At 42.2% G+C, this 25467-nt stretch carries 18 protein-coding genes; 7 read left to right on the forward strand and 11 right to left on the reverse strand.

Going from position 1 to position 25467, the window contains the following annotated elements:
- The first annotated feature begins 1 nt into the window (after position 1).
- The 4 genes from paaN (at position 2) to Q4567_RS12715 (ending at position 5226) form a co-directional block, all read left to right on the forward strand.
- Positions 2-1711: a phenylacetic acid degradation protein PaaN gene (paaN, locus tag Q4567_RS12700; RefSeq protein WP_303500597.1), complete on the forward strand. Its 1710-nt coding sequence runs from the start codon at positions 2-4 to the stop codon at positions 1709-1711.
- Complete coding sequence (locus Q4567_RS12705) at positions 1708-2928, forward strand: thiolase family protein (RefSeq protein WP_303500598.1); 1221 nt, start codon at positions 1708-1710, stop codon at positions 2926-2928. Before paaN ends, Q4567_RS12705 begins: the two co-directional genes overlap by 4 nt.
- A gap of 112 nt (positions 2929-3040) precedes the next feature.
- On the forward strand, positions 3041-3982 hold the full coding sequence (locus tag Q4567_RS12710) for a nitronate monooxygenase family protein (protein ID WP_303500600.1): 942 nt from the start codon (positions 3041-3043) through the stop codon (positions 3980-3982).
- A gap of 59 nt (positions 3983-4041) precedes the next feature.
- Positions 4042-5226, forward strand: a complete 1185-nt coding sequence (locus Q4567_RS12715) for a CaiB/BaiF CoA-transferase family protein (protein ID WP_303500601.1) — start codon at positions 4042-4044, stop codon at positions 5224-5226.
- A 5-nt stretch (positions 5227-5231) separates the two neighbouring features.
- On the opposite strand, the gene Q4567_RS12720 is transcribed toward Q4567_RS12715, so the two are convergent.
- The 5 genes from Q4567_RS12720 to Q4567_RS12740 form a co-directional block, all read right to left on the reverse strand.
- Positions 5232-6227 (reverse strand): helix-turn-helix domain-containing protein, encoded by a 996-nt coding sequence (locus tag Q4567_RS12720; protein ID WP_303500602.1) that lies wholly within the window; start codon positions 6225-6227, stop codon positions 5232-5234.
- A 251-nt stretch (positions 6228-6478) separates the two neighbouring features.
- Positions 6479-7720 carry an acetyl-CoA acetyltransferase gene (locus Q4567_RS12725; RefSeq protein WP_303500603.1) on the reverse strand — a complete coding sequence of 414 codons (1242 nt, stop codon included), beginning with the start codon at positions 7718-7720 and terminating at the stop codon, positions 6479-6481.
- A gap of 27 nt (positions 7721-7747) precedes the next feature.
- Complete coding sequence (locus Q4567_RS12730) at positions 7748-9235, reverse strand: carotenoid oxygenase family protein (protein WP_303500604.1); 1488 nt, start codon at positions 9233-9235, stop codon at positions 7748-7750.
- 53 nt (positions 9236-9288) lie between these two features.
- Complete coding sequence (locus Q4567_RS12735; RefSeq protein WP_303500605.1) at positions 9289-10950, reverse strand: class I adenylate-forming enzyme family protein; 1662 nt, start codon at positions 10948-10950, stop codon at positions 9289-9291.
- Between the two features lie 199 nt (positions 10951-11149).
- A complete protein-coding gene (locus Q4567_RS12740) occupies positions 11150-13501 on the reverse strand; it encodes a TonB-dependent receptor (protein WP_303500606.1) in 2352 nt (783 codons plus the stop codon).
- Between the two features lie 299 nt (positions 13502-13800).
- On the opposite strand from Q4567_RS12740, the gene Q4567_RS12745 reads away from it, so the two are divergent.
- Positions 13801-14742, forward strand: coding sequence for a helix-turn-helix domain-containing protein (locus Q4567_RS12745; protein WP_303500607.1), 942 nt, complete (start codon positions 13801-13803; stop codon positions 14740-14742).
- 27 nt (positions 14743-14769) lie between these two features.
- Here the strand turns inward: Q4567_RS12745 and Q4567_RS12750 are convergent, their stop codons facing one another.
- The 4 genes from Q4567_RS12750 to Q4567_RS12765 all read right to left on the reverse strand — a co-directional run bounded on the left by Q4567_RS12750 (position 14770) and on the right by Q4567_RS12765 (position 21456).
- On the reverse strand, positions 14770-16338 hold the full coding sequence (locus Q4567_RS12750) for an AMP-binding protein (RefSeq protein ID WP_303500609.1): 1569 nt from the start codon (positions 16336-16338) through the stop codon (positions 14770-14772).
- A gap of 68 nt (positions 16339-16406) precedes the next feature.
- Positions 16407-18197 carry an acyl-CoA dehydrogenase C-terminal domain-containing protein gene (locus Q4567_RS12755; RefSeq protein WP_303500610.1) on the reverse strand — a complete coding sequence of 597 codons (1791 nt, stop codon included), beginning with the start codon at positions 18195-18197 and terminating at the stop codon, positions 16407-16409.
- Positions 18198-18539: 342 nt separating this feature from the next.
- On the reverse strand, positions 18540-19784 hold the full coding sequence (locus tag Q4567_RS12760; RefSeq protein WP_303500668.1) for a TMEM143 family protein: 1245 nt from the start codon (positions 19782-19784) through the stop codon (positions 18540-18542).
- A 40-nt stretch (positions 19785-19824) separates the two neighbouring features.
- Entirely contained in the window at positions 19825-21456 is a 1632-nt protein-coding gene (locus Q4567_RS12765) for an NAD(P)/FAD-dependent oxidoreductase (RefSeq protein ID WP_303500612.1), read from the reverse strand.
- A gap of 210 nt (positions 21457-21666) precedes the next feature.
- Between Q4567_RS12765 and fdxA the strand changes: the two genes are divergently transcribed.
- On the forward strand, positions 21667-21990 hold the full coding sequence (gene fdxA / locus Q4567_RS12770; RefSeq protein WP_216048394.1) for a ferredoxin FdxA: 324 nt from the start codon (positions 21667-21669) through the stop codon (positions 21988-21990).
- Between the two features lie 19 nt (positions 21991-22009).
- Here the strand turns inward: fdxA and rlmE are convergent, their stop codons facing one another.
- Positions 22010-22630: a 23S rRNA (uridine(2552)-2'-O)-methyltransferase RlmE gene (gene rlmE, locus Q4567_RS12775; protein WP_303500614.1), complete on the reverse strand. Its 621-nt coding sequence runs from the start codon at positions 22628-22630 to the stop codon at positions 22010-22012.
- Positions 22631-22902: 272 nt separating this feature from the next.
- Between rlmE and Q4567_RS12780 the strand changes: the two genes are divergently transcribed.
- Entirely contained in the window at positions 22903-23637 is a 735-nt protein-coding gene (locus tag Q4567_RS12780) for an RNA methyltransferase (protein ID WP_303500616.1), read from the forward strand.
- A gap of 136 nt (positions 23638-23773) precedes the next feature.
- Here Q4567_RS12780 and Q4567_RS12785 read toward each other — a convergent pair whose 3' ends face one another.
- On the reverse strand, positions 23774-25375 hold the full coding sequence (locus Q4567_RS12785; RefSeq protein WP_303500618.1) for a hypothetical protein: 1602 nt from the start codon (positions 25373-25375) through the stop codon (positions 23774-23776).
- Positions 25376-25467 lie beyond the last annotated feature (92 nt).

Consider the following 25467-nt stretch of genomic DNA (forward strand, 5'->3'; position numbering starts at 1 on the left):
AATGAGTGAGCAGCAAAAAACAATCGATATTGTCGCTAAGCATAAAATAACCCTCGAGCAGGCCATAGATGCCGTTAAAAGTAGGAAAAACTGGAGTCCTTTTAAAGACTCACCATCTACTAAAATACACGGCCCTGAAAAGCCAGTTTTGGGTAAAGCTGCATTTGAAGCGCATTTGAATCAACCTTTTAAACTTGATTTACCGGGCATTAAAGCTTGGGCGGGGGCTGAAGTTTCGCCTTTTACCCAAGCAGCACTTGGCATAACGTATCCTCTTTGTGATCCTGAGATTAACATAGCTGCTGCGAAAAAAAGCATGCCGGGTTGGGCAAAAGCTACGCCTGATTTAAGGATTGCACTTTGCCTAGAAATGGCTGAGCGCCTGTACGATAGAAATTTTGAAATGGCCCACTCAGTTATGCATGTTGCTGGGCAAAGCTATACCCAAGCGTTTAGTGGCTCTGGTCCCAATGCCTTAGATCGTGGCATTGAAGCATTAGCTTATGCATCTATTGCCATGGACAATGTGGTTCCAAAAGCGCAATACCAGCGCACATTTGGTCGGGAACAAGTAAACCTTGAGAAAACTTACACACTTGTACCTAGAGGCGTTGGCTTGGTAATTTGCTGTGCGTCATTTCCTACGTGGAACGCATATCCGGCAATGTTTGCAAGCTTAGCCACAGGTAACCCGGTTGTGGTGAAACCTCATCCTATCGCTATTCTGCCCATGGCTATTGTAGTTGAAACCTGTCGTGCGACTTTGGCAGAGTTTGGATTCGATCCCAATTTGGTGACCTTGGCTGCCGATACTATTGCTGAGCCAATTGCTAAGCAATACATTGATCATCCTGATGTGCAGATTATCGACTTTACTGGTAGCCCTCGTTTTGGCAGTTATTTGGAAAATACTGTTACTCGTAAGTTGCTATATACCGAAACTGCAGGGGTAAATAGCGTTGTTGTTGAGTCGGTAGACAACCTAGCCGAATCGATGCGCGCCATTGCTCGGGCGACGAGTTTATTTTCGGCGCAGATGTGTACCAGCCCGCAAGTTGTATATGTTCCAAAGGATGGGATAAAAACCGCCAATGGACAGGTTAGTTTTGAGCAAGTAGCGCAAACAATCGTGAATGAAATTGACGCCATTGCTGAGGATCCCAAAGTCGCGGCGGGTATTATGGGGGCGATTCAGGGGCAAGTTAGCCTTGATGTTGTGGAAGCTGCCACTGCTATGGCTAATCAAAAAGGATTAGCCATTTTACGACAAGCCACAGCTTACCCACATCCAGATTTCCCCAATGCACGAACACGCACACCACTTGTGATCTCGGCCAAATCTGAACATAAACAAATGTATTCAGAAGAACGTTTTGGTCCGGTGCTATTTATTGTAGCGACACAAAGTGCCGATGCGGCGGCTGCTGAAGCCACAGAATTGGCGAAAACTCGGGGGACAATTTCGTGTTATATGTATTCAACCAATGAAGATTACATCGATCGCTGGGTTGATGAATACGCTCAAGCAGGGGCAAACCTTACAATTAATCTGACTGGGGCCATGTGGATTAATTTTGCTGCGGCATACAGTGATTATCACGTTACAGGATTGAACCCCGCAGGTAATGCCTGTTTAGCCGATCTGTCCTTTGTGGCTTCTCGTTTTCGCATAGCTCAACGACGTAGACCTATTAGCAAGGGCGTAGCATGAGTCTGAATGTGTATATTGTCGGCGCAGCAATGACGCCCTTTGGCAAACGATTAGAAGATACAGTCAAGTCATTAACGACTCAATCAGTTGAAGCAGCATTGCAAGATGCAGGGGTAGAGAAACGCGCCGTGCAAGGGGCGTGGTTTTCGAATACTCGTCAACAAATGCTCGAAGGTCAAAATACCATACGTGGGCAAATTGCGTTGCGAGCTGCTGGGATTGAAGGTATTCCAATTATCAATGTAGAAAATGCCTGCGCATCAGGCTCTACTGCGGTCCATCAGGCGATGACTGCAATAAGAGCCGGCATGGTGGATATTGCTTTGGTGGTTGGCTCTGAGAAAATGGTTTACAAAGATAGACCAGAGAAAGTTGCCGCTGCATTTGCTGGTGGCACTGATATTCACGATCAGCAAAGTGTTCTTGATTATATTGTTTCTATTGGTGGCGAAAAACCCGGTCCTGATCGCAGTTTGTTTATGGATTTGTATGCCGCTCAAGCTCGCGTGCATATGGATAGCTTTGGCACCACTCAAGAAGATTTCGCCCGTATTGCTGCCAATACTCATTGTCATGGGCAACATAACCCTAATGCCCAGTACCGCACACCTTTTACGGTTGAGCAGGTATTGGCGGATAAAAGCATCGTCTATCCATTTACCCGCGCTATGTGCGCACCTGTAAGTGATGGCTCTTCAGCTTTAATTCTTTGCAGCGACAACGCGCTTAAAAAAATTGGTCGCTCACGAGCGGTGCGTCTTTGTTCTGTCGCCTTGTTAAGCACTATTAGCCGCGACAAGTTCGATTACACCCGTCACATTAGTCGTCGCGCAGCACAAGCTGCCTATGCCGAAGCTGGCATTGAAGCTAAAGATATAGACGTCATTGAAGTACATGATGCAACGGCTTTTTCTACGTTAGTGCAAATTGAAAATTTAGGTTTGTGTCAACCAGGGGAGGTGGGAGCAGGCCTCAAAAAAGGAGACTTCAAAATTGGTGGCAGAGCACCGGTTAACCCTTCAGGAGGCTTACTTGCTAAGGGGCATCCTGTTGGTGCAACCGGAATCGCACAAATGTACGAGTTAACTGCACAATTGCGTGGTGAAGCTGGCGCTAGACAGGTGCAAGGTGCCCGCATAGCGGTCGCTGAAAATGGCGGTGGATTCCTTGGCGTGGAAGAGGGAGTAACCACAGTGGCGGTATTGGAAAAAGCCTGATTTAGGACGAATCTAATTCGCTATCTATCTTCAACCTTATTTACCAAGCCTGTTCCATGCCCGTGCTTGGCGACGAATAATTTAGATAATACAGCCAATGAGAGTGGTACAGATGAATGAGCCTAAAGCGTTAAACCTAAGACTGCCGGTGTTTTGTGCACCGATGTTTTTAGTTTCTGGTCCGGAATTAGTGATCGCTGCTTGTAAAGCAGGTATCTCTGGTTCGTTTCCCTCGACCAACACCCGCACGATTGAAGAGTTAGATGAATGGATGAACAAAATTTCCAGTGCATTAACCACAAATGATGCGCCTTGGATTATGAATCTGATCACGCATTCAACCTACACGCGCTTAGAGCAAGAATTAGAACTTGTGGCCAAGTATAAACCCGCTGTTGTGATCACCGCACTTGGTTCACCAAAGCCGGTTATGGAAACCGTAAAATCCTACGGCGGAATGGTATTCGCCGACGTTGTGGACTTAAAACTTGCTAAAAAAGCAGCAGAAGCTGGGGTTGATGGCTTAGCTTGTATTAGTGCCGGTGCGGGTGGACATACCGGTCAACTTTCTCCTTTTGCTTTTATATCCGCGGTGCGCGAGTTTTTTGACGGTTATATCGCGGTGGGCGGTGGTATTTCAGACGGTGCAGGTGTGGCAGGTGCGATAGCCGCCGGGGCTGATTTTGTCTACATGGGAACGCGTTTTTTGCCGGCTAAAGAAAGTATGGCGCAAGCGGAATATAAAGATATGGTAGTGGCAGCGAACGCTGATGATCTGATTGTATCAGCCGCAATTACAGGCACAAAAGCATCATGGTTGAAACCGAGTTTGCAAAAAGCTGGAGTCGACCTCGACTCGCTAGCCGATAGTGCGAACAGAGATTATTCTGGCGGCGGAGACAATAAACGCTGGAAAGATATATGGGCGGCTGGACAAGGCGTTGGCCGCAGTCGTGCAATTGAAGCCGTTGCCGATATCGTTTTTGATCTAGAGCGAGAATATGTTGCTGCGATAGAACGGTTTAACACGAGAACAATAAAAAGATCAGTTTGAAGTTAAGCCGTTAACGACAGTGAATCTTTCTTGAGTAAGTAAAACAAGGTGCTAGTAGTATGAACAACATATTGGATGGAGTGCGTGTTTTAGATTTTGGTCGTTACATTGCGGGTCCTTTTTGCGCCACACTGCTTGCCGATTTAGGTGCAGATGTGATTCGCATCGAAAAACCTGCAGGCGGCGAAGATCGTTTCACTGTGCCGATTAATGACGCAGGAGAAGGCGCATATTACATGCAGATTGGCCGTAACAAACGCGGTATAACCTTAAATCCAGCTTCACAAGAAGGGCGTGAAGTGGTGCGTCGTTTGGTAAAAACCGCTGATGTTGTCGTCGCGAACTTGCCTTATCCTGCGCTTAAAAAATTAGGCCTAGATTATGAAACCCTGGTGAGTATCAAGCCGGATATTATTCTTACTACTGGTTCTGCATTTGGTTCTACTGGCCCTTATGCCACGCGAGGTGGTTTTGATACTGTTGCTCAGGCTATGTCTGGCAGTATGTATTTAAGTGGTAGTTCAGATGAACCAGCAAAGTCTTTTGCACCTTATAGCGATTTTGGAACCGCATCATTGAGTGCATTTGGTACTTTGGCGGCGCTTATCCATCGCTCAAAAACAGGGGAAGGGCAAATTGTAGAAGGCACATTGTTAGGCACCGCGTTAACTTTCAATAATGCAGCGTTAATGGAAGCCGCTGTTACTGGCCTAGAACGAACAGGTAGTGCCACTCGAGGCCAGTACAATGCTCCTACTGATTCGTTTCGTACCCTCGACGGTTATGTGACTGTGCAAGTGGTCGGCGCTGGCATATTCAAACGTTGGGCTAATTTAATGGCAGAGCAAGAATGGTTAGATGATCCAAGATTCAGCTCCGATCAATCTCGTGGCGATCACGCAGATATCATTTGTCAGCGCATGTCGAAGTGGTGTGAGCAACGAACAAACAGCGAAGTACTAACCGAGTTAGCCCAAGCGGGTATTCCATGTGGAGAAATGTTGCGTCCTGGTGAAGTCGTTAGTAATGAGCATATCGTGGCAGCAAATATGTTCCAGTATTGCGAATATCCTGGAGTAGCAAAAACAGCACCTATTGCTGATCATCCAATCCGTTATTCGAAAACCAAGGTAGAAGACTTCAAGCGAGCACCAACCTTGGGAGAACACACAACTGATATACTTAATGAGATTGGTTTTAGCGCGGAAGATATTAAAGGATTTAAAGCAAACGGCGTTATTTAAGGTGGTTAATCATCCTGCTTATTGAGCTTTCCACGACTGTTGCTTATTTGCAGCGTGTAAGTAGTGTCAGTAGGAAGGACTTCTTGATGACAAGACGAGCAAGCCATTTCAAGCCTCAGTGGGTTCCCACATATTTTATGGGTGAGTAGAAGCGGTGGACCTTCTGGAGACGGAAGCCATTTGTCCCCCCACTGCAACAAGGTCAGTATGATAGGGTATATACCGATTCCTTTTTTGGTCAGTTTATATTGAATCCGACGCGAATCGCCCGGCACTTCTGTGGTGGTGAGGAATCCGTCTTCACATAGCTCGGAAAGACGATTGGATAATATATTAGTGGCGATATAAGTGGCTTTAAGAATTTCTTGGAACTGATTGATGCCACTGAATAATGAGCGAAATATTAACATTCCCCAACGGTCGCCGATGATTTGAATACTGTCATCGAGTAAAGTTGTGCTACTGCCTGCTTTTGATGATTGTCGCCGTCTAGCGCTGTACTTAGCTTCCATTTCTCCGGCACCAGGACCGGTTTCCCAGCTCACATCTAGCGGACTAATTTCAGTACCGCATGACGCACAGGCAGGAAAAGGTTCGGTGGTGTTACCACAGGATTTATGGGTTAGAACAATCTCGAGTTTACCGGATTTTTGCCCCCATTGACGTTCCCAATGGAGCATTGCTAATGCAACAGGGTAGAGATCGACAAATTTTTCAGTGGCCTTGTATTCATATCGTTTTGGTCTTTCACTGTAAGCAACTTTAACCATACAACCTTTATCGATTAGTCGTTTAAGCCTATTGCTTACTACCGGTTTTAAGAGTTTTGTTTGTTGACAAAATTCATCGAAGCGACGGGCTCCAAGCCAATAACTTTCCATTATTAGCAAAACAGGGCTATCACCTATAATCTCAAGTGCACGCCAAATTGAACAAGTTTGAATGAGTTTTACATCTGCCGAAGTACTCTTCAAATTAGTCGATTCATTATTTTTTACCACTTCTGACAGTTTCCAATTTTACTATTTTCGATATTTATAAGGGTGTGATTATGAAAGTTAACGACAGCGATTATCGTTTGTGATTCTCTATACTATAACCCACAATTTCGAAAGCGTAACCTTAAAATTATGCACAAAAAGCTTAAGCGCTAATTGGTTTTTTAATGAAAGTAATAAATATGCTCATTGGTTAAGTTGAGCACTAAATTCTTGCCAATCTATGCTAATTACATACTTTAGTCTCTTGTGAATTAGTGATTATCGGTGCCAACAATAAAAGAGGCACAAGTTGTTGCACTGCCTCCAAGGTTAAAAATTCCGACGTTATTGGCGTTTTCAATTTGATAATCAGCACATTGATTGGTTGTTTGCTTATACGCATCTAACATCATTCTGACGCCAGTAGCGCCAACTGGGTGGCCAAGACCAATGAGTCCTCCGCTGGGGTTGATAGGCAAGTCACCGTCAAAGTTGATGATGTTGTTTTCAATGGCTTTCCAAGATTCGCCAGGGGCGGTTAAGCCGAGATGGTCAATCAGCATGTACTCGGTCATTGAGAAACAATCGTGCACTTCTAATAAATCTAAACTATGCACACTTTCCAAACCTGCGCGCAATAATGCATCGTCAAAGGTGCGTTTAACATGGGGAAATATCAAGCCATTATGTTCGCTCAACTCTAACTTACGATTCATCAATAAAGGCGCACTGCGATGTCCCCAGCCTTTTATCCTAGGGATTGAGGATAATGAAATGTTGTTTTTTGCCGCATATTCTGCCGCGTATTTTTGATTTGCTAGAAATACAACTGCTGCGCCATCGGTTATCTGTCCGCAATCTTGTTTTCGCAATCGGCCTTCGACAATGGGATTAAATTCATTATCATCGGTAAAGCTTTGTGCATAAAATTGCCAATTTCGGGTTTGAGAATTGGGGTTGCGTTTGGCATTTGCAAAGTTAAGTTCCGCTATTTTTGATAAATGACGGGTATCGAGGCCATACTTTTGCTGATAATGCTCCAGCAAGTCAGCAAACATTTTAGGCCAAACGTAACGACAACCTTCGGTTTCTTTCCCCACCCAAGCGGCCGATCCTAAATACTCAGCCCCCAGCGCAGAGTTGACATTGCGCATTAGTTCTATGCCCATCACACAAGCTACTTGGTAATGGCCAGATTCTAAATCGCGCATGGCACTTAATAAGGCCATTGAGCCAGAAGCACATGCAGCTTCGTGTCTTGACGTTGGAATGTCACCAAACTCCGGTGCTGCGTGGGCAAAAAAACCGTTTAGTTGCGCTTGTCCGGTGAATAGATCTGAAACAAAGTTGCCTACATGAGCAACATCCACATCTTCTGCGTCAAGCTTAGAGTCGATTAAACCTTGTTGCAAACAACTTTCAAATAAGTCGTAAATACCTTTGTCTTCTCGAGCCCAATTGCGACTGAAATCAGTCTGATGACCACCTAAAATGTAAATGTTTTGCTCATTCATAGCGTTCTCTTTTAATTACTAAAACTTTTATAACCCGACAGCTTTTTCGCTGTTTACCCAGCATGTGTGGAATCCAACAGGCACGCGACTGGGTATTTTTAGTCGACAAATCGGCCCCGCATCCACTTTTCTTGCATCTAGAATGATGGCTTCACTTTCACCAGTGTCAGCATAGGTGAGAAAACTAATGAGATATCCATCATCTTCATTTACCGCATTATCTGCTGGTGCAAAAGGTGTTTCAGAGCCACAAGAACCTTCTGGGAAGGTATATATTTGCTTTTCTCGAGTTTGGTGATCAAATTTAAACACGCCACTAAAATTAATTAACGAATCCGTTGGCATGAGTGTGGAATAACTATATCGATACTTTTTACCTGTGTAGAAGTCGGCATTGATCATGGGAAACTCAACATTGGCATCGTCAAGTTGCTCTTCTTGGGTTTCTCCGGTGCTTAAATCAAATGTCCAACGATACAGTTTTACATCTTTCCAGGTGCCTGCAGACTCCATTCTTTCTATTACCCCATCTCCAGGTTTGCGCGGTGAAATAGGCTCAGGTTGGCGGCATCCATCCATGATGATTTTGCCATCTTCTTCATAGGCGTTAACCGTGTGGTACATATAACATGCGCTAGCATCAAACCACTTAATGTCTGCTTGATCTCCATGTCTGGGGATGACGGCGAAACGACTTGGGCGGTCTTTGAAAAAGTGTAAACCGTGGCTACCTTTATTCCAATGCAATGGTAAGTCCATCAAGATTGAATAGTTTTCAGTAATCGCCATGTCGTGAGGAAGCCTTGCCCCAGGTAAAGGTATTTCAACATAGTTTGTCAGCTGTCCGTTTTTATCCACTACACCGTATGTCATATATGGTTCTTCCATGTTGTAATCGAAGAACATCAATTCACCTGTGGCGTCATCAACTTTACAATGGGCGGACATCTGTCTTGGCAGTTTACTATTAAAGGTTTCCTGTCCTTCCGTTTCCAGTGTCACAGGGTTTACTCTGTAAGGAATGCCGGTTTGATAAAAGGTGGTTAGAAGAGCACCGTTATGCCAAACCACATCTGTATTTGAGGCATCCTTGATGGAAAAGTCACTGCCACTGCCTGGAGGAGAGTTAGGATCAGGGCGAGGCATCGCATATCCTGGCCACAATATTTTTTGCGCTTCACTTTCCATATTAAAGTGTTTGGTTCGGATCCAGCGATTTTTATAACTTGCTTTACCATCTTTAAACGAGAGGGTGTGTAACATGCCGTCTCCATCAAACCAATGATGTGGACCTTTACTGGCAAAGCGCGGGTTAGCACCGTTTCTCACATAAATGCCAGTGAGATCTGCGGGTACTTGACCTTCTAAAACCTCCAGTTCTTGTTCGCTGTGCTCGAACTTTGTTGGACCTAATGCTCCGTGTAAATAGGGGTTAACATTGTGATAGTGATCTTCGGAAGCGGTCCATTCAGGTGTATCTTGTTGCTCATACTCTTTAATCAAATTACTTTTCATGGGGTTTCCTTATAGTACTCAATTTCTGCTGTAAATCGTGTTTAATCGGTTATTTACGATGCTATGGAGAGCTTATGACGCATAACCTTACCTAATGGATTACGAGGTATTTCATTCACTAGAATGAGTTTCTCTGGGAGCTTGAATGATGCGATATTTTGTTGTTTTAAGTAGTTAACAACATCAGCCAAAGTGAGGTGTTTTTCTGGTTTTAAGGTGGCGAATACGGCGATACGTTCACCCAATATTTCACAAGGGTAGGGGGCTACCGCAACATCTAGAATATCGTCATGTGCATTTAAAAGGTTATCTAGTTCAGCGGGCGCGATATTCATTCCGCCACGAATAATTAAGTCCTTGCATCGACCAATAAAGGTATAAAACACTGGATCTTCAGAGGAGATTTGAAACAAATCACCAGTTTTGAAAAATCCGTCATCGGTAAAGCAACTTTCGGTTTTTTCAGGAGATTTATAATATCCATCAAATACACCAGCACCTTTAATTTGCAGTTCACCAGACTTATCGTGAGCCGATACTTGCTGATTAGTTTCAACGTCAATTAATCGAGTCTCTAGTAGGCTACTTGCGCGGGGAAACAATCTTGCCCGTTTCTCTGGACGATCAGTTTCATTTGGGCCACACAACAAACTCATTCCTTCGTTTGAACCAAAGTGATTAACTATTTCGATATCGAAAAGTTCTTTGTAGCCTTCAACCATCCACACATCTAGCGGCGCTGAACCTGAGCCTATAGCTCTAATAGTTGAAAAATCGACGGCATTTTTTAGCTTTTCATCTTTGAGTATCGTGTTTAGCAACGCGGGAGGTGCAAGTGTGTAATTGACTTTTTCAGTCACTATTTGTTGTAAAAAAACCGGTAAATTCAAAGGGTGGTGTAATACCAGTTTGCCACCGCTGTATAACCAACTTAAAAACATTCCACCGATAGATGCCATGTTGATCAACGGAAAAGGATTAAGCAATGTCTCGTTATCTTGAATTTGATTTCCTAAGTAGGTGGCTTTACCAATCGCCAACCATTGGTTGTGACTACGAGGAACGCCTTTCGGGGTGCCTTCGGTGCCTGATGTCCAACAAATTGTAATGAGATCATCGGCACTAATGGTGTGCTGCTGGCGGTAATCATTGTATAAAGATGCTTGTAAGGATTGGGTCATCTGTAACGACAAATTAGATACAGTACCGCCTTCACCCCAGCTCAGTATTTTGGGTGGCTGAGTTTGTAGCTCCGCTAATTGAATACTGCGCTGCATGCGTTCTAATAATGAGGTTTGTTTAAATTCTGGGTTTAAAACAATTGCTTTGGGTTGCAGTACGTTAAGGATGGTTGATAGTTCGCTTTCCTGATATTGCACAGGCACTGGGCTTAAAATAATTCCTAAACGTGAGGCAGCAAGGTAGGTAAATATTAATTCCACTACATTCGGCATTTGCACCAGAATAATGTCATCTTTACCTAAACCATTGTTCAATAAAACCTTGGTTAACTGATCTACTTTATCTTTTAGCTGGTTATAGGTTAACCGTTGAGGCTCGCTGCCGACTAAATCTTGTTTATCTAGTGGGTCAACTAAGGCATCACGTTCAGGGAAACGAGCGGCAGTTGCTTCAAATAAGTCATGAAGTCTTTGTGTGCCCCATTCTCCAGAGTTGTGGTACTGGGTGAGTCTATCTTGTTTCGAAATTATCATACTAAATACCCTAATTGACCTGATAAATGTGTTTGCTTTCACACTTATGGCTAAATTTTGACTTTCCTAACGATTGAGTTCGGGGAGTCGGCATAAGGTGATGGCTGAACTGCATTACAAAGGTCATAAATCGTAATCCTCTATTAGAGTGACGCTAAATCACCGCCTAGTTAGGCGGTGTGAATTAACACCTTAAATTTTAGAAGTTATAGGTTAGTTCCAAGGCAATACTTCTAGGGCGATCGTATATGCCGTAATAGGCAACACCTGTTCCGCCGGTTAGGGTGGTTGAAAATGGTAATGAGTTCGATAGCGTCATTACTCTTTCATCGGTGATGTTGTTAGCAATCAGCGCCACTTTCCATTGGTCGTCGTAATCGGCTAAGGCTACCCGTACTCCCCATCTAGTATAGGCATCTTGTTCGGTATTCGGATCTATAGTGACACCCGCGTTGTACTTGTCGCTATATTCCATATTTAATCCATAAGTCAGATAGGCCCAATCGCCGAGATCTTGCTGGTATTGCAGTCGCAGACTTCCAGTAAGCTCAGGTGTATAAATCGCGCTTTCACCAGCAAGGTTACATAATCCATCTACGCTAGAGCTTAATACCTGATCAGGTAAAACCAGATCTGGAGCACATTGCGCCACATCAAAATCAAGGTATTCAAAATTCAAGTAAGCCAATGAAGCGTTGAGTACCAAAGACTCGGAAAGCAGCCAGCGACCGTCTAATTCGATACCTTTGGTTTCTGCTTCGGCTGCATTTTGTACGTTAAAACCGACAGTGCCATCAAATTGAGTGACTTGCAGATCTTCGTAATGCGTGAAGAAGGTAGCGGCATTGATTTCAATATAACCAAAACCAAATTTACCGCCTATTTCATAACTTGTAGCCTGTTCATCTTCAAATTCGAAAGAGCCTGGATTAACGGGATTATCAGGATAACTATTTGAGCGAATATCAAAACCTCCGCCCTTACTACCTTGGGTATAAGAGGCGTAAAACATGGTATCGTCATCCAATTCGTATTGAATATTCAGTAATGGATCGAGTTGAGATTCTTTTCGAGTACCCTCTAAATCATGGGCATATATTTTTATCGCACCCATCATAACTTCGAAGCCGGCTTGGGGGCCAAATGCAGGAGAGCCTGGGAACAATGCATCGGCTGGTATACCACTGGTATTTTCGCCGGGTAAGTTCAGTACTCGATGTGCATCTTTTTCTTCTTTGCTATACCTTGCGCCAGCTGTCAAAGACAGCTTGTCGGTTATCCGCCAATTTAACTGAGCAAAGGCTGAGAATACTTGGGAGTCTTGTGAAAAATCTCTGTCCCAGCTACCGTTAACAATAGGTACGAAAGCAGGGTTTGCCGCAAACGTAGAGCCAAATAAAACGTTATCGTAGGTAATTAACTCATTGTCTTGTAAATAAATTCCGGCAATGTAGTCAATATCACCATCGGTTGGCGAGGCAACTCGGAGTTCTTGGCTCCATTGTTTGAAACGTTCCCCTTGAACTGAGCCGTTGAACAGATCTAGTCCAGTATAATCCACGTCAATGAGTTCATCGGTGTCATACTTTAAGTATGCTGAGGTTGAAGTGAGCGTAAAGTCATTTACCTCGTACTCCACTTTTAGCATTACGTTTTCTACTTTGTTGTCGCTTTCTTGGCCGTTATTTTGCGACTTGTAATCTTCATCAGTTTCAACGTAGAGTGCGCCACTAAAAATGCTTGAATAAGTACCAATAGGAGAGTGGTTCTCAATGGCTCTTCCGGCGGTATCAAAATTAGCGGTTTCGGCTTTCAGTAAAATGTTAAGGTCGTCATAATCCCATTCAAGCATACCGCGTAAATAAAGCTGCTTGGTATTGGGTTCAGTGCGCTCTAATGTTGTATTTTCTATCCAACCATCCATTTCGCGGTATGAGGCAACAAAACGCCCTTTTAGATTTTCGGTTAGCGGGCCGGAAATAATGCCGACTGTTTTAAATTCTTCCTGTTCGAATTCATATAGGGTAGAAATGGACGCTTCAAATTCATCTGTAGGTCGAGCAGACGATAGGCTAATAGCCCCAGCAATGGCGTTTTTACCAAATAAGATTGGCTGTGGTCCACGTAAAATTTCAACTCGTTCTAAATCAACTAGCGGTAACTGAATGAGTTGATCGCGACCGTAATACACTTCATCAACATACATAGCTACAGATTGTTCGAAACCTTTATTCCCGCCCGATGAAATACCGCGTATGCCTATTTGATTGGTTATGCCTGATTTGGTAATCGTAAGATTAGGAACAGAACTAGACATATCAGTTAATGAATTAATATTGGTGTTTTTTAACATGTCGCCAGATATTGCGCTGATGGAGATAGGAACATCCTGTAATCCTTGGGATCTTTTTTGTGCTGTTACCTCTATCACTTCTAGCGATAATTCTGAATTTGTGTCCTTGGTCTCTTGCGCTATTGAGTTAACACTGTAGCCCATTAAAAGTGCTGAAATGTATATAGCTATAGGCTTTTTTCTGTATTTAATTTGCATCGTTTGCTCCTAAATGCTTCAAACCGTGAATTATGTTTATTGAATAAATTTGTTGGTCTAATAACGCAAGTGATGTGACAATATACTTGTGGGTTTCTTAATGCAAGCTTTATTGTTAATTAAATGTGTGTTTATTTAATAATATGTAACTATAGGAGGGGCGGAAGTTTGATAATTTATTTGATTTCCACAACTTGTGGTTAAATATCAGCGTATTAACGATTTATGATTAGAAAATGAATGTTGTTATTGTTAACCCCTTGCTTTGTTTTAATGATTGAATGGGATAGAGTTTATGTATGAATATTGAAACTCAAATAATCACCAACCCTGTGGCCAGAGCACTAAAAATCGTCGGCGATCGCTGGACTATACTGATTTTGCGAGATGCATTTTTAGGACGGCATAGATTTAGCGAATTCAGAGAATATAGTAAAATTGCCAGAGGAACATTGACCAATCGTTTAGAGTTTTTGCTTGAACAAGAGGTTTTACAAAAAGTACTTTATAGCCAAACTCCGCCTCGTTATGAATACAAACTCACCACTAAAGGTCTTGCATTATATCCTTGGGCGTTAATGGTTTGGGAGTGGGAAACCCATTGGGTGAATCAACCAAATGCTAAGTTGCCCTTGGTATTACAACACAATGTAGATAGCCAACATGAGTTAAAGCCAATCTGTGTATGCCGGAATTGCCGCTTAGAGGTTACCTATAAAGATGTGACAAGAGTAGAGAACAAAAGTATTGGTATAGTTCACACTGGCAATGTTGTAGATAGTATGAATACCCAAAGGCGCTCAAGAGGTTCCACTGTATCCGATGCGGATCATCGACTTGGACATATTATCGAAATTATTGGTGATCGCTGGAGTAGTCTGATTATAGCGAGTGTCTTTTTGGGGTTAAGCCGTTATGACGATTTTCAGCACAGCCTAGGTATTGCTACAAATATATTGGCAGATAGACTTAAGCAAATGGTCGACTTAGGGGTGCTAAAAAGGAATTTGTACCAACAGTCACCATCCCGTTATGAATATAAACTCACCGAAAAAGGAGAGTCCTTGTACGGTATGACGCTAGCATTGAGGCAATGGGTTTTAGATTATTTTACACCTATGGAACGACCTTATAAACTTATTCATAAAGCCTGCGGACATGATCTTGATGTGGATGTGATTTGTGCAGTTTGTTTAAGCAAACCCCAACCAGATAAAGTGGGGTTTACTGTTATCAAATAGTTTAACTTACTATTTTAAAGCTAATTCTCAGTGTGTTTTAAGCATGCGTTTCAACACTTTACCGACAGGCGATTTAGGTAATTCATTAATCACTTTTATCACTTTGGGAATTTTGTAAGCAGCTAAGTTTTTACGACAATGTTCAATAATAGTGGCTTCAGAAATGACATTTTCTTTTAGCACAACAAACAGTTGGACAGCCTCACCGGTATCCTCTGACTCTATTCCTACCGCAGCACATTCCTGAACATCGGAAAGTCGGTTAACCACTTGCTCTATTTCTGCTGGGTAAACATTGAATCCTGAGACAATAATCACATCTTTTATGCGATCAACAATATAGACAAAACCTTCCTCGTCGATTAACGCTATGTCACCTGTTGCTAACCAGCCGTCTTGTAATATTGCAGTTGTGGCACTTGGATTGTGCCAATATTCCTTCATGATTTGCTTACCCTTTATAAACAACTCACCTTTTTCGCCGGCCGCTAATCTTTGTCCTTTATCTCCAATAACCTTAATTTCTACTCCTTGCATTGGTTTGCCAACGGAGCCTAATCGACGATCATGTTCGCCGCGATTAATAATGACCCCAGCCGATGATTCTGTTAACCCGTAACCTTCATTAATCTGACAGTGTGTTAGTTCTTCCCAACGTAAAGCAACACGCTGGTTAAGAGCCATTCCTCCAGACAAGGTGAATTTTAAGCCTGAGAAATCAAGGGTTCTAAATAACGGATCTTGGCATAACATGTTAAATAGCGTGTTGATGCCAACAAAAAGACTAAACTTGCTGTCTTTTAACGCATTATGCAGCGCAGGTATATCTCGTGGGTTGGTAATTAAAATGCTGGTTACACCATATATTACGCCCACCACAATATGACCTACAAAAGCATAAACATGATACAAGGGTAAGGGTGCGGCGAAAATTTCATTACCAGCTTCAAATACCCCGGTGGTATCCCAAAAGCTGCGAGCGGCACTAACCAAATTTGCATGGGTTAATACCGCTGCCTTGGCTAATCCTGTTGTACCTCCAGTGTATTGTAACAAGGCTGTGTCGTCTGGAGAGGCGTAGACTGGCGTAAATTTGCAATTGCTGCCTTGAGTTAAACAATCCGTATATTCAATTGTATCAACTGTTAAGTTGTTAAGTTCTGCGGTTGCATTATTGATGTAAAACAAAACTGAGATATCAGACTCGTTAACTAAATTGCTGACCATTTCAATAGATGAACTTAATACAATTAGCGCTTTAGCTCCTGAGTCTTGATACATATGGGCTAGTTCATTTTCTGTGTATAACGGGTTAACGTTGACTATCACTAACCCCGCCCGCAAAGCACCCCAAGCTATTACGGCATAGGCAATACAATTAGGTAACTGAAGGGCAATCCTATCACCTGGTTGCAATTCGGTATTCTCTTGTAAATAGGCAGCGAAACTTTTTGATTGATGGTCCAACTCCATATAACTAATACTTTGTGAGCCACATTTAAAAGCGTTGTTTTGACTATATTGTTGACAGCCTTTGTCAAAAATAGACTGCAAGGAGGCGGTTTCCGGTAATGCTAAGTTGTTATTAGTATTCATAAATAACTCAAAATATTGGTTAATTGCCAAAAATTATTGGGCACTAAAATGAGTATAGCTATGGCCATTTAAAAGTGCTCCGAATTGATTTCCATTAAGTTTTTTGCACCAGATTGAATAGTTAACTTTAAGGTCGCAGTGCGCGGTAATATGCGTTGAAAGTAGAAGCGGGCGGTATTGATTTTGCTGGTATAAAGATTTTTGTCTTCTGTTTCAGTATCTAGTTTTTGAATTGAAACTAGCGCCATTCGTGCCCAAAAGTAAGCCAATATGGTGTAGCCAGAAAACATTAAAAAGTCCACTGATGCGGCACCTAACTCATCGGCATCTGAAGCTGCAGATTTGCCAATTGTATTGGCTAATTCCAACCAGTCATTGGTTGATTGCTTAAGTGGTTCGATAAATTCTTGCATATTGGGGGTAGATTGATGGGTTTGACAAAACCTCATAATGATGTCGGTAAAATTGGTTAATAAGCTGCCCTTAGAGCCCATCACTTTTCTGCCGATCAGATCTAAGGCTTGAATACCTGTGGTACCTTCATACAAAGTAGAGATACGACTATCACGTTGGTTTTGTTCCATACCCCATTCTTTAATGTAGCCGTGACCGCCATAAACTTGCACACCGTGATGGGCTGCTTCACAACCTAGTTCCGTCATAAATCCCTTGCAGATAGGAGTAAGCAGCGCTAGTAATTGTTTGGCATGGATTTTTTCTTCAACTGACTGTCCATGTTCGGCAATATCGAGCTGTTGGGCAACATAATAAGCGAATGCTCTAAACCCTTCTGCAAATGACTTAATGGTTAGTAGCATACGGCGGACGTCAGGGTGAACTATGATGGGGTCGGCAGGGCCATCTGGATTTTTCACTCCACTTAGTGAACGCATTGCTAATCTTTCTTTGGCGTAGGGGACAGCGCCTTGATAGGCCACTTCTGAATGGACTAAGCCCTGCAAAGCGGTGGTTAACCGAGCTGAGTTCATAAAAGTAAACATGGCTTCAAGGCCTTTATTTGGTTGTCCAAGTAAGTAACCCTTGGCACCATCAAAGTTCATTACACAGGTGACAAAACCATGGACACCCATTTTATGTTCGATGGAACCACAGTTAACCTTGTTTCTGGCAGCTAATTTTCCGTTTTCTACCAAAAACTTTGGCACCACAAAAAGCGAAATACCTGCACTGCCAGCTGGTGCATCGGGTAAACGAGCTAACACAATATGAATGATGTTTTCGGCCATATCGTGTTCACCACATGATATGAATATTTTTGTTCCGGTAAGGGTAAACTCGGTATCAGATATAGGCGTAGCTTTGGTTTTTAATTGGCCTAAATCCGTTCCACAATGAGATTCGGTTAGACACATTGTTCCTGTCCATTTACCGCTGACTAAATTTGGTAGAAAGGTATTTTTAAGCGTTTCACTGCCATAACTAACCAGTGTTTTTATCGCGCCTTCACGTAAACCTGGGTAACCCGACCACGCAACGCTGCCACTGCATACCAATTCATTGACAATGATGTTCATAGATTCCGGCAGGCCTTGTCCGCCGTATTGTTCGGGCATTGCCAATGATGGCCAACCACCTTTACAATATTGTTGATAAGCGGCTTTAAAGCCAGTTGGTGTGGTAACGCCATCTGCACTCCACTTACACCCCACTTGATCACCAACCGCATTTAGTGGAGAAATTACATTTTCAGAAAATTTAGCCGCTTCTTCAATGATTGCCGTTTGAGTTTGACGATCTATCTCAACATCAATATTCAATTGTTGATAATGGTTGGAAAAGTTAAGCAGATCATCCATAACAAATTGAATATCGCGAAGTGGTGCTTTGTAAGCGGGCATAAAATGTTCTCCAAAGTAATGCGTTTTATGGGAGATTGTCGAGCAAATAGCTGAGTCTTCGACCGACAAATAAACGCAGTGAGTTCTTTAATGCAAGTTATGTTATGTTTTAGAGTCTCGTAAAGCAAGCAAGTTTGTTAATAAGTGAACATTTAATTTACATGTATGTAATAAAAGTGATGTTACACAGGGTTTTAACGAGCAATCTATTTGCAATATCAGACTATTGAAAAACTATATTGATAGGTGAAATGCTAGATTGATTAATGCTTATGATGGTTTATTTAAATAAGTTATATCAGGTTAGTTAGAGCCTGACGTTGAGTTTTTATGCTGTTGGAGTTACTCAACCTTTGAGCTGAAAATGTCATCCCATTCACGACCCAGTTGGGTCTGGGCGGCTTGTATCGATATGGCGCTATACATATTATTTTGTTTGTTAACTATGCCAAATCGAAGCAATTTATTTAACGCATCTTCAATTTCGAAATCTATTTCAAAATCGAATCGGCTGGCAAACCAATCTTCAATCTGCTGATCTAGTTGTTCACTGCTGATAGGCTGTTTAAATGTCAGTAAAAAATAATAGGCTAGTATCGCTTCTTTACATTCTTCTTCTTCCGCAGCATCAATTAGATGGTGAAAAACCCCAGCATTGTTGTCGAGATTTTTAAAATAGAGGTTATCAGCCAGTGCTTTCATAAATTTCAATTTACGATTTTTAAACTTACTCCATTCTTTGAATATAAACCCACCAATTACCCCTGCACCTGCGCAAAGAGCGATGAGTTCTTGAGTGCCAATTGTCACTGCTTTATCTGACAGACCAATCCAATAACTGATAATGCCTGCCATCAATAATAAAGACGCGCCTAGTTTTGTAACTAACACCACGGTTCCGCCAACTAACGCAGAGCCGCCGATAATGGCTTTGTCTAAGGTGCGCATGCGCACTTCGCTGTTGGGGAACAGCATTTCTAAATCCGCTTTTGGTACATTTTGGAATAATTTGATGATGGTTGAGTCAGGTTCAAAATTAACCGATTTCATTTTCTTTGAGGCAAAGTATTCAGCGTTTTTAAACTTTATATAAACTGCTACTTTGTCATAGTTGGTGAAGCTTACCTGCTGTTTCTTCAGACCCCAAAACTTGCTCAGTGTTTCGGTTTTCTGGTATTCGCCACGGCGATAAAATACCACTTCGGCGAAATCTTCAAATTCCACTTCCAGCCTAACTTTAAATAAAGACGCTTCATGCAACGCCTCTTGTAAATCCTGCTCGGTAACCTTTTCAAAGTTTGCGGCATTTAACACCTGAGCAAAGGTTTGCGCGAAAACCTGTTGTTTGTTATCTAAGGAATCTTTAGAGGTTGAATGAACGGGCAGGGTGTCTGAGTTAGGATCAAAGGGGGCGTAACTATCTTTTAATATTTCAAGAGTCTGATGATATTCAAAATGTAAGGTGCTCACCAGAATATGGCACAAGTCTATGAACGCATTTTTATCCTTTTCATTGAGCTGGCCTTGTTGCAAACAGGCGTTGATAAGATCCGCTTTTCGTAACGGAATAAACCGATCTTTCTTAATACTTTGCTGCATAAAGGTTTATTAGCCTGTTTGGTTGCGTTTATTCAGGTTTTTCGTCTATGCCCACTATGGCCAACGCCACAGCTTCGGCTACGCGAATACCATCAATTCCGGCCGACCAAATGCCGCCAGCATAACCTGCTCCTTCGCCAGCGGGATACAAACCTGCTACGTTGACACTTTGGTAATCTTTACCGCGTTTAATACAAATCGGTGAAGAGGTGCGGGTTTCAACGCCAGTGAGTAAACCATCCGCTTTGGCAAATCCTTTGATCTGACGATTGAACGCTGGAATGGCTTCGCGAATGGATTCGGTTACGAAATCAGGTACCACTTTGGATAAATCAGTTAGGGTGATACCTGGGGTATATGAAGGTTTTACATCACCTAATTCTGCACTGGCTTTACCTGCTAGGAAGTCTCCAATTAATTGCGCCGGTGCGTGATAGTTTTCACCTCCAACTGCAAAGGCCAGATCTTCTAAACTACGTTGTAATTCGATACCTGCCAAAGGATGACCTGGATAATCTTGTTCTGGGGTAATGCCAACGACTATGGCACTGTTGGCGTTACGTTCGTGGCGAGAATATTGGCTCATGCCATTGGTAACGACTCTTCCTGGTTCTGATGCTGCCGCGACTACCGTGCCGCCTGGACACATACAAAAACTATAGACGGTGCGTCCATTTTTACAGTGGTGGACTAGTTTGTAGTCAGCTGCACCCAAAATAGGGTTGCCGGCATTGTCGCCGAAGCGACATTTGTCGATCATGCTTTGTTCGTGTTCGATTCGAAAGCCTACTGAAAATGGCTTAGCTTCAATATACACGCCTTGCTCATACAGTGCCGTGAAGGTGTCCCTTGCACTGTGACCCACTGCTAATATTACGTGTTTGCAGCTAAGGTAATCCCCATCAGCTAAATGTAAGCCTTTTATTTTATAGCCGTCATTTTGCGGTTCTAAATCGAGTTTTTCTACTCTTGTACTGAAGCGAAATTCACCCCCTAAAGATATGATTTTTTCACGCATTTTTTCGACCATATTGACCAATTTAAAGGTCCCAATATGGGGTTTACTTACGTACATGATTTCTTCAGGTGCGCCTGCAGCGACAAATTCATGTAGCACTTTGCGCCCGTAATGTTTGCGATCCTTTACCTGACTATAAAGTTTGCCATCGGAAAATGTACCCGCACCACCTTCACCAAACTGCACATTTGATTCTGGATTGAGTGGTTTTTTGCGCCAAAAACCAAAGGTGTCTTTGGTCCGTTCTCGAACTTCTTTGCCCCGTTCCAGTATTATCGGCTTAAACCCCATTTGGGCCAAAATTAATGCGGCAAATAAACCACATGGTCCTAGTCCAACCACTACTGGTCGCTCGGTTAGTTCATTTGGTGCTTGGGTGACAAATTTATATTGCATGTCAGGCGTGATGCGAACTTGCGGATCTCGCTCAAACTGTTCGAGCAGTTCAGATTGGTTTTTGACTTCCACATCAAGGGTGTAAATGAGCTGAATGTCTCTATTATTGCGAGCGTCATAGCCTCGTTTGAACATATTGAAGGATATTAACTGGCTTGGGGTGATTTTGAGTTTGCTAAGTATTGCTTGCTCAATAGCCTGTTCTTGATGATTTAGGGGTAATTTAATATCCGTCAAACGTAACATAATACACACTCTTTAAACGCCGGACAGCCTTTCTGTCAGGGCGCGATATTTTAAATCAGCTAGTCTGTGATAGATAGCCCTGTTAAATTGTATTTAGGTTGAAAACATCTGGTTATTGTTAACCACAACAAAATTTCAAAGAAACTTGTGTTTTTATCGTGCTTCTTTAAACTTGTCGGCATATTTTCAGCCTAACCAAAATAGCTTTCAATGACCTTCGTAGTGACCGACAATTGCATTAAATGTAAATATACCGACTGTGTTGCCGTATGCCCTGTAGATGCGTTTTTTGAAGGGCCTAATTTTTTGGCGATCGATCCAGTAATTTGCATAGACTGTGCGTTATGTGTCCCAGAGTGTCCGGCAGATGCGATTTTTCAAGATACCGAACTGCCAGCCGATCAACTCCAGTACTTAGCGCTAAATGAACAATTGAGCCAAGAATGGCCGAATATCACTGAACTAAAAGCCCCTCCAGAAGATGCCGACAAATGGAACGGTGTTGTCGAAAAGTTGCCGTTGTTAGAGCGATAGTCATTATTTAGATCTTGTTTTAGCCTTTGAATCCTTTTGCGACTATGTACACTTCGCGAGAGCGTGGGCGAGAGGCACCAGGTTTACGGATCACCACTTTATTAAAAGAACTACGAACGTCTTTCAAATATTCTTCATAGCCAACACCTTGAAACACTTTTGCACAAAAACTGCCGCCAGGCTTTAATACATTGCGGGCCATATCTAGTGCTAACTCGACAAGGTACATTGAGCTGTATTGGTCAGTGGCATTAACACCACTGATGTTCGGCGCCATGTCAGACACCACCACATCAACTTGTTCGTTGTCTAAGGTTGCCACAATTTGATCGTAAACCGCTTCTTCGGTGAAATCACCTTGGATAAAAGTTACATCCAATATCGAATCCATTGGCAAAATATCTGAGGCTATCACTCGGCCTTTTTTACCTACTAGGGGAGCGACTATTTGTGACCAACCACCAGGAGCTGAACCTAGATCCATGACAATACTACCGGGGCGAATTAACTTATCTTTTTCATTAATTTCGATAAGTTTATAACTAGCACGGGAACGATATCCGTCAATTTGTGCTTTTTTTACGTAGGGATCGTTAACGTGTTCGTCCAGCCATTTTTTACTGGTTTTAGAGCGTGCCATAAAGTGAGTCTGCTATTTTTGATGGTTTAAACGGCGCTTATTGTAAGCTGGCACGGCAAATTTGCAAATTACCTAGGCGAAAATAGCGTTTTTAACGGTAATTTATTTGCTTTAACTTGTTTTCCCTGACTTGATTTGAGCAAAGCGTTACAATTATCAACCTTGAGTATTTATTATTTCGTTTAGCCAATCTACAGACTAGGATTTTACATGACCGAACTTGCAGTATTTAACTTGTGCCATGCTGCACCAATTTATAAAGGCAAGTTAATATGAAATTTGATGATGTAAAAAAGCTCCACCGAAAGAAATATCGTTCGCAGTTTGGTTATTACCTTGTGGAAGGTGAACATCTGGTTTTAGAGCTTCAAAAAGCAGAACATGGATTAGATGATATTACCTTGTATGTCACTGAAGAATATCAAGATTGGGGCAAACGATTTACTCATCAATGTGCTTTAGTTGTGTTGAATAAAAAGCAAATGGCACAGCTCAGTGACACCAAAACCCCGCAGGGCATTATTGCTTGTGTGCCATTGCCAAAGGCCGCTAAATTGCAGCAAGCGAACCTGCAGGGTGAACGCTGTATCTATCTTCATGAAGTACAAGATCCCGGTAACTTAGGTACCATTTTACGAACCTTAGCTTGGTTTGGTGGTTTTCGCTTATTGCTCAGTCCCAACAGTGTCGATCCGTTTAACTCCAAAGTGGTAAGGGCCAGTATGGGCGCGATATTTCATGTGCCCATTGAGTTGGAGGTTGAATTGGCTGATCTACAAACACGCTTTAAGCGCTTTGCCTATTTAGATATGCAAGGCAAACAAATTCAAAGTACAGATTTTGTCAATTACCAGTGTTATTTGTTTGGCAACGAAGCGCGTGGCGTTCCTACTAATGCCTTATCGGCCTGTGCTGCCGACGCCTTTACTATTGCTGGAAGTGGAAAAATTGATTCACTTAATTTAGCCAGTGCAGTGAATATTTGCGTGTATCAGTTGTCGAGCTAAGTAATTTTCAGTTATTAGCACGATTAAAGTGATGTTATTCGATACGTGGAAATGCTGCTTTAACCATAGTGATAAGCGATTAAAGTGATTAAAGTGATGGGCAATCGCTTGTCTTAAGTAAAACACTATAGATTAGCTAAAATCTATGTTTAGTGGTCACTCTAAATTCAACACTGTTTACATTCGGATCTGAACTAATCGGCTTAATAACATCAATATGAATTACCCGTGCTTCACTGGTACGGGTGGAATAAAATCGAGCTCCAAGGCCAACGGATGTCATTAATGAAGATTGCTTTTCTGATGACTCTGATTGGTCAAATACTTTACCGGAATCTATAAATGCAGCGCCACCTAACTCCAATAATTTGTAGATATTAATCTGCGGATAATAGCGGGCCTCAGCGGTAAATTGTGTGCTCTTTGTGGCGTGCTGATATTGCAATGGGTAACCTCGTACACCAGTTTCACCACCTAAAACCACAGGTGAGTCTAAATATTGATTGTCACTTATTACATTGGCATTTTTAAAATATGCCCCCCAATGCTGATTGAACTTGTAGAAATACTCAGCACTGGTTTTGAGTAGGACTCTGTCTTGTTGTTGCGAATTGTTGTATTGCTCGCCTTCAAGTGAGACATCAAAATACACTAACGCATTTTCAGATATTTCGATTCCTTTAGATAAGTTGGATTGCCAGATTAGGCTAGGGGCGTTATCTCTATCTGAAAAATCAGTACCGATACTAGCACTGACATGCCAGCCTAAATTGTAATCTTCGATATGGTTGATTAAGTGCAGATTGGTTAATTTCCTAAAATCTTTCTGCAAATACTCGATGGAAACAAAGGGATAATTAAACTCTCTGTCGTTGGGCAAAAGGTTAGTCTCGTTGAGTGCATTTTTGATTAAATCTGAAAAACGATGTGATTCCCGCGTGTAACCGACACCAAAGCGTAACGTATCTGTGGATGAATTTGTTTGCAGCCATTGCCACGCAATAGTGGAGAATCTTTGTTCATGGCTAAAGCGGTTAGATTGCTGGCCCAATTCGAATTGTGTGTCTATTTGACTGAAATTATCAAACCCTATTTGATATGCATATTGGGTATCGAAACTCACAAATTGCTTATTAATAAAAGCGGCCTTTGAGCTGCCATCATCATTGCTCGTTAGTGTGATAGAGGCATTAATATTGTTTTTCAGATAAAGGGGGAATTGGGTATCAAATCTATAACCCGTGCGCTGTTCATTACTAAAATATTCTATTTCTGCGCCTATTCCCAAACCAAGCAAATTACGATCTCTTATACCAATAGCAAACTTATTTTTACCGCCTTTACGACTGAAATCTATGGTTGGCAATAACGTCCAGTTGTCCCAAGTTTCTACCGAAACTAAATTATTCTCATCATAATTTACTTTCGCGTCTCTTATGTATTTTTGATTGCGTAGATGTCGTTCCAGTTCGAGTAAATCATCGTAGTTAACCTCACATTTTTTGAGGAAAAAAGCAGCTTCATTTTCGAGGGTATCTTGCTTGGTTTTGATATGTAGAAAGTTGGCCCAATCGTGTATGAAAATACTGTCATCATCTTCTAAGTTGAATATATCGTTGGGTTTAAAGTGAACCTTGTCAGTTTGACTACACTCCTTTTCTTGCTGAGCGAGCAGCTTAGACGGCAAAAATAAAGTCGCGCAAATTATAATAAAAACAGTGAAAAGGTTTAAGTTCATACAACCACCAATAAATGTATGTATGAACTTTATATTGTTAACCTTAAGAACGGCTTAACAAAAAACCTTTAAAACTCTTAAGTTTACATTTT

The organism is Aliiglaciecola sp. 2_MG-2023, assembly GCF_030548145.1.
Taxonomy (GTDB): Bacteria; Pseudomonadota; Gammaproteobacteria; order Enterobacterales; family Alteromonadaceae; genus Aliiglaciecola; species Aliiglaciecola lipolytica_A.

Coding starts and splice junctions, on each gene's coding strand:
- paaN (WP_303500597.1), top strand. CDS start 2: ATGAGTGAGCAGCAAAAAACAATCGATATTGTCGCTAAGCATAAAATA.
- Q4567_RS12705 (WP_303500598.1), top strand. CDS start 1,708: ATGAGTCTGAATGTGTATATTGTCGGCGCAGCAATGACGCCCTTTGGC.
- Q4567_RS12710 (WP_303500600.1), top strand. CDS start 3,041: ATGAATGAGCCTAAAGCGTTAAACCTAAGACTGCCGGTGTTTTGTGCA.
- Q4567_RS12715 (WP_303500601.1), top strand. CDS start 4,042: ATGAACAACATATTGGATGGAGTGCGTGTTTTAGATTTTGGTCGTTAC.
- Q4567_RS12725 (WP_303500603.1), bottom strand. CDS start 7,720: ATGAATGAGCAAAACATTTACATTTTAGGTGGTCATCAGACTGATTTC.
- Q4567_RS12730 (WP_303500604.1), bottom strand. CDS start 9,235: ATGAAAAGTAATTTGATTAAAGAGTATGAGCAACAAGATACACCTGAA.
- Q4567_RS12735 (WP_303500605.1), bottom strand. CDS start 10,950: ATGATAATTTCGAAACAAGATAGACTCACCCAGTACCACAACTCTGGA.
- Q4567_RS12740 (WP_303500606.1), bottom strand. CDS start 13,501: ATGCAAATTAAATACAGAAAAAAGCCTATAGCTATATACATTTCAGCA.
- Q4567_RS12745 (WP_303500607.1), top strand. CDS start 13,801: ATGAATATTGAAACTCAAATAATCACCAACCCTGTGGCCAGAGCACTA.
- Q4567_RS12750 (WP_303500609.1), bottom strand. CDS start 16,338: ATGAATACTAATAACAACTTAGCATTACCGGAAACCGCCTCCTTGCAG.
- Q4567_RS12755 (WP_303500610.1), bottom strand. CDS start 18,197: ATGCCCGCTTACAAAGCACCACTTCGCGATATTCAATTTGTTATGGAT.
- Q4567_RS12765 (WP_303500612.1), bottom strand. CDS start 21,456: ATGTTACGTTTGACGGATATTAAATTACCCCTAAATCATCAAGAACAG.
- fdxA (WP_216048394.1), top strand. CDS start 21,667: ATGACCTTCGTAGTGACCGACAATTGCATTAAATGTAAATATACCGAC.
- rlmE (WP_303500614.1), bottom strand. CDS start 22,630: ATGGCACGCTCTAAAACCAGTAAAAAATGGCTGGACGAACACGTTAAC.
- Q4567_RS12780 (WP_303500616.1), top strand. CDS start 22,903: ATGAAATTTGATGATGTAAAAAAGCTCCACCGAAAGAAATATCGTTCG.
- Q4567_RS12785 (WP_303500618.1), bottom strand. CDS start 25,375: ATGAACTTAAACCTTTTCACTGTTTTTATTATAATTTGCGCGACTTTA.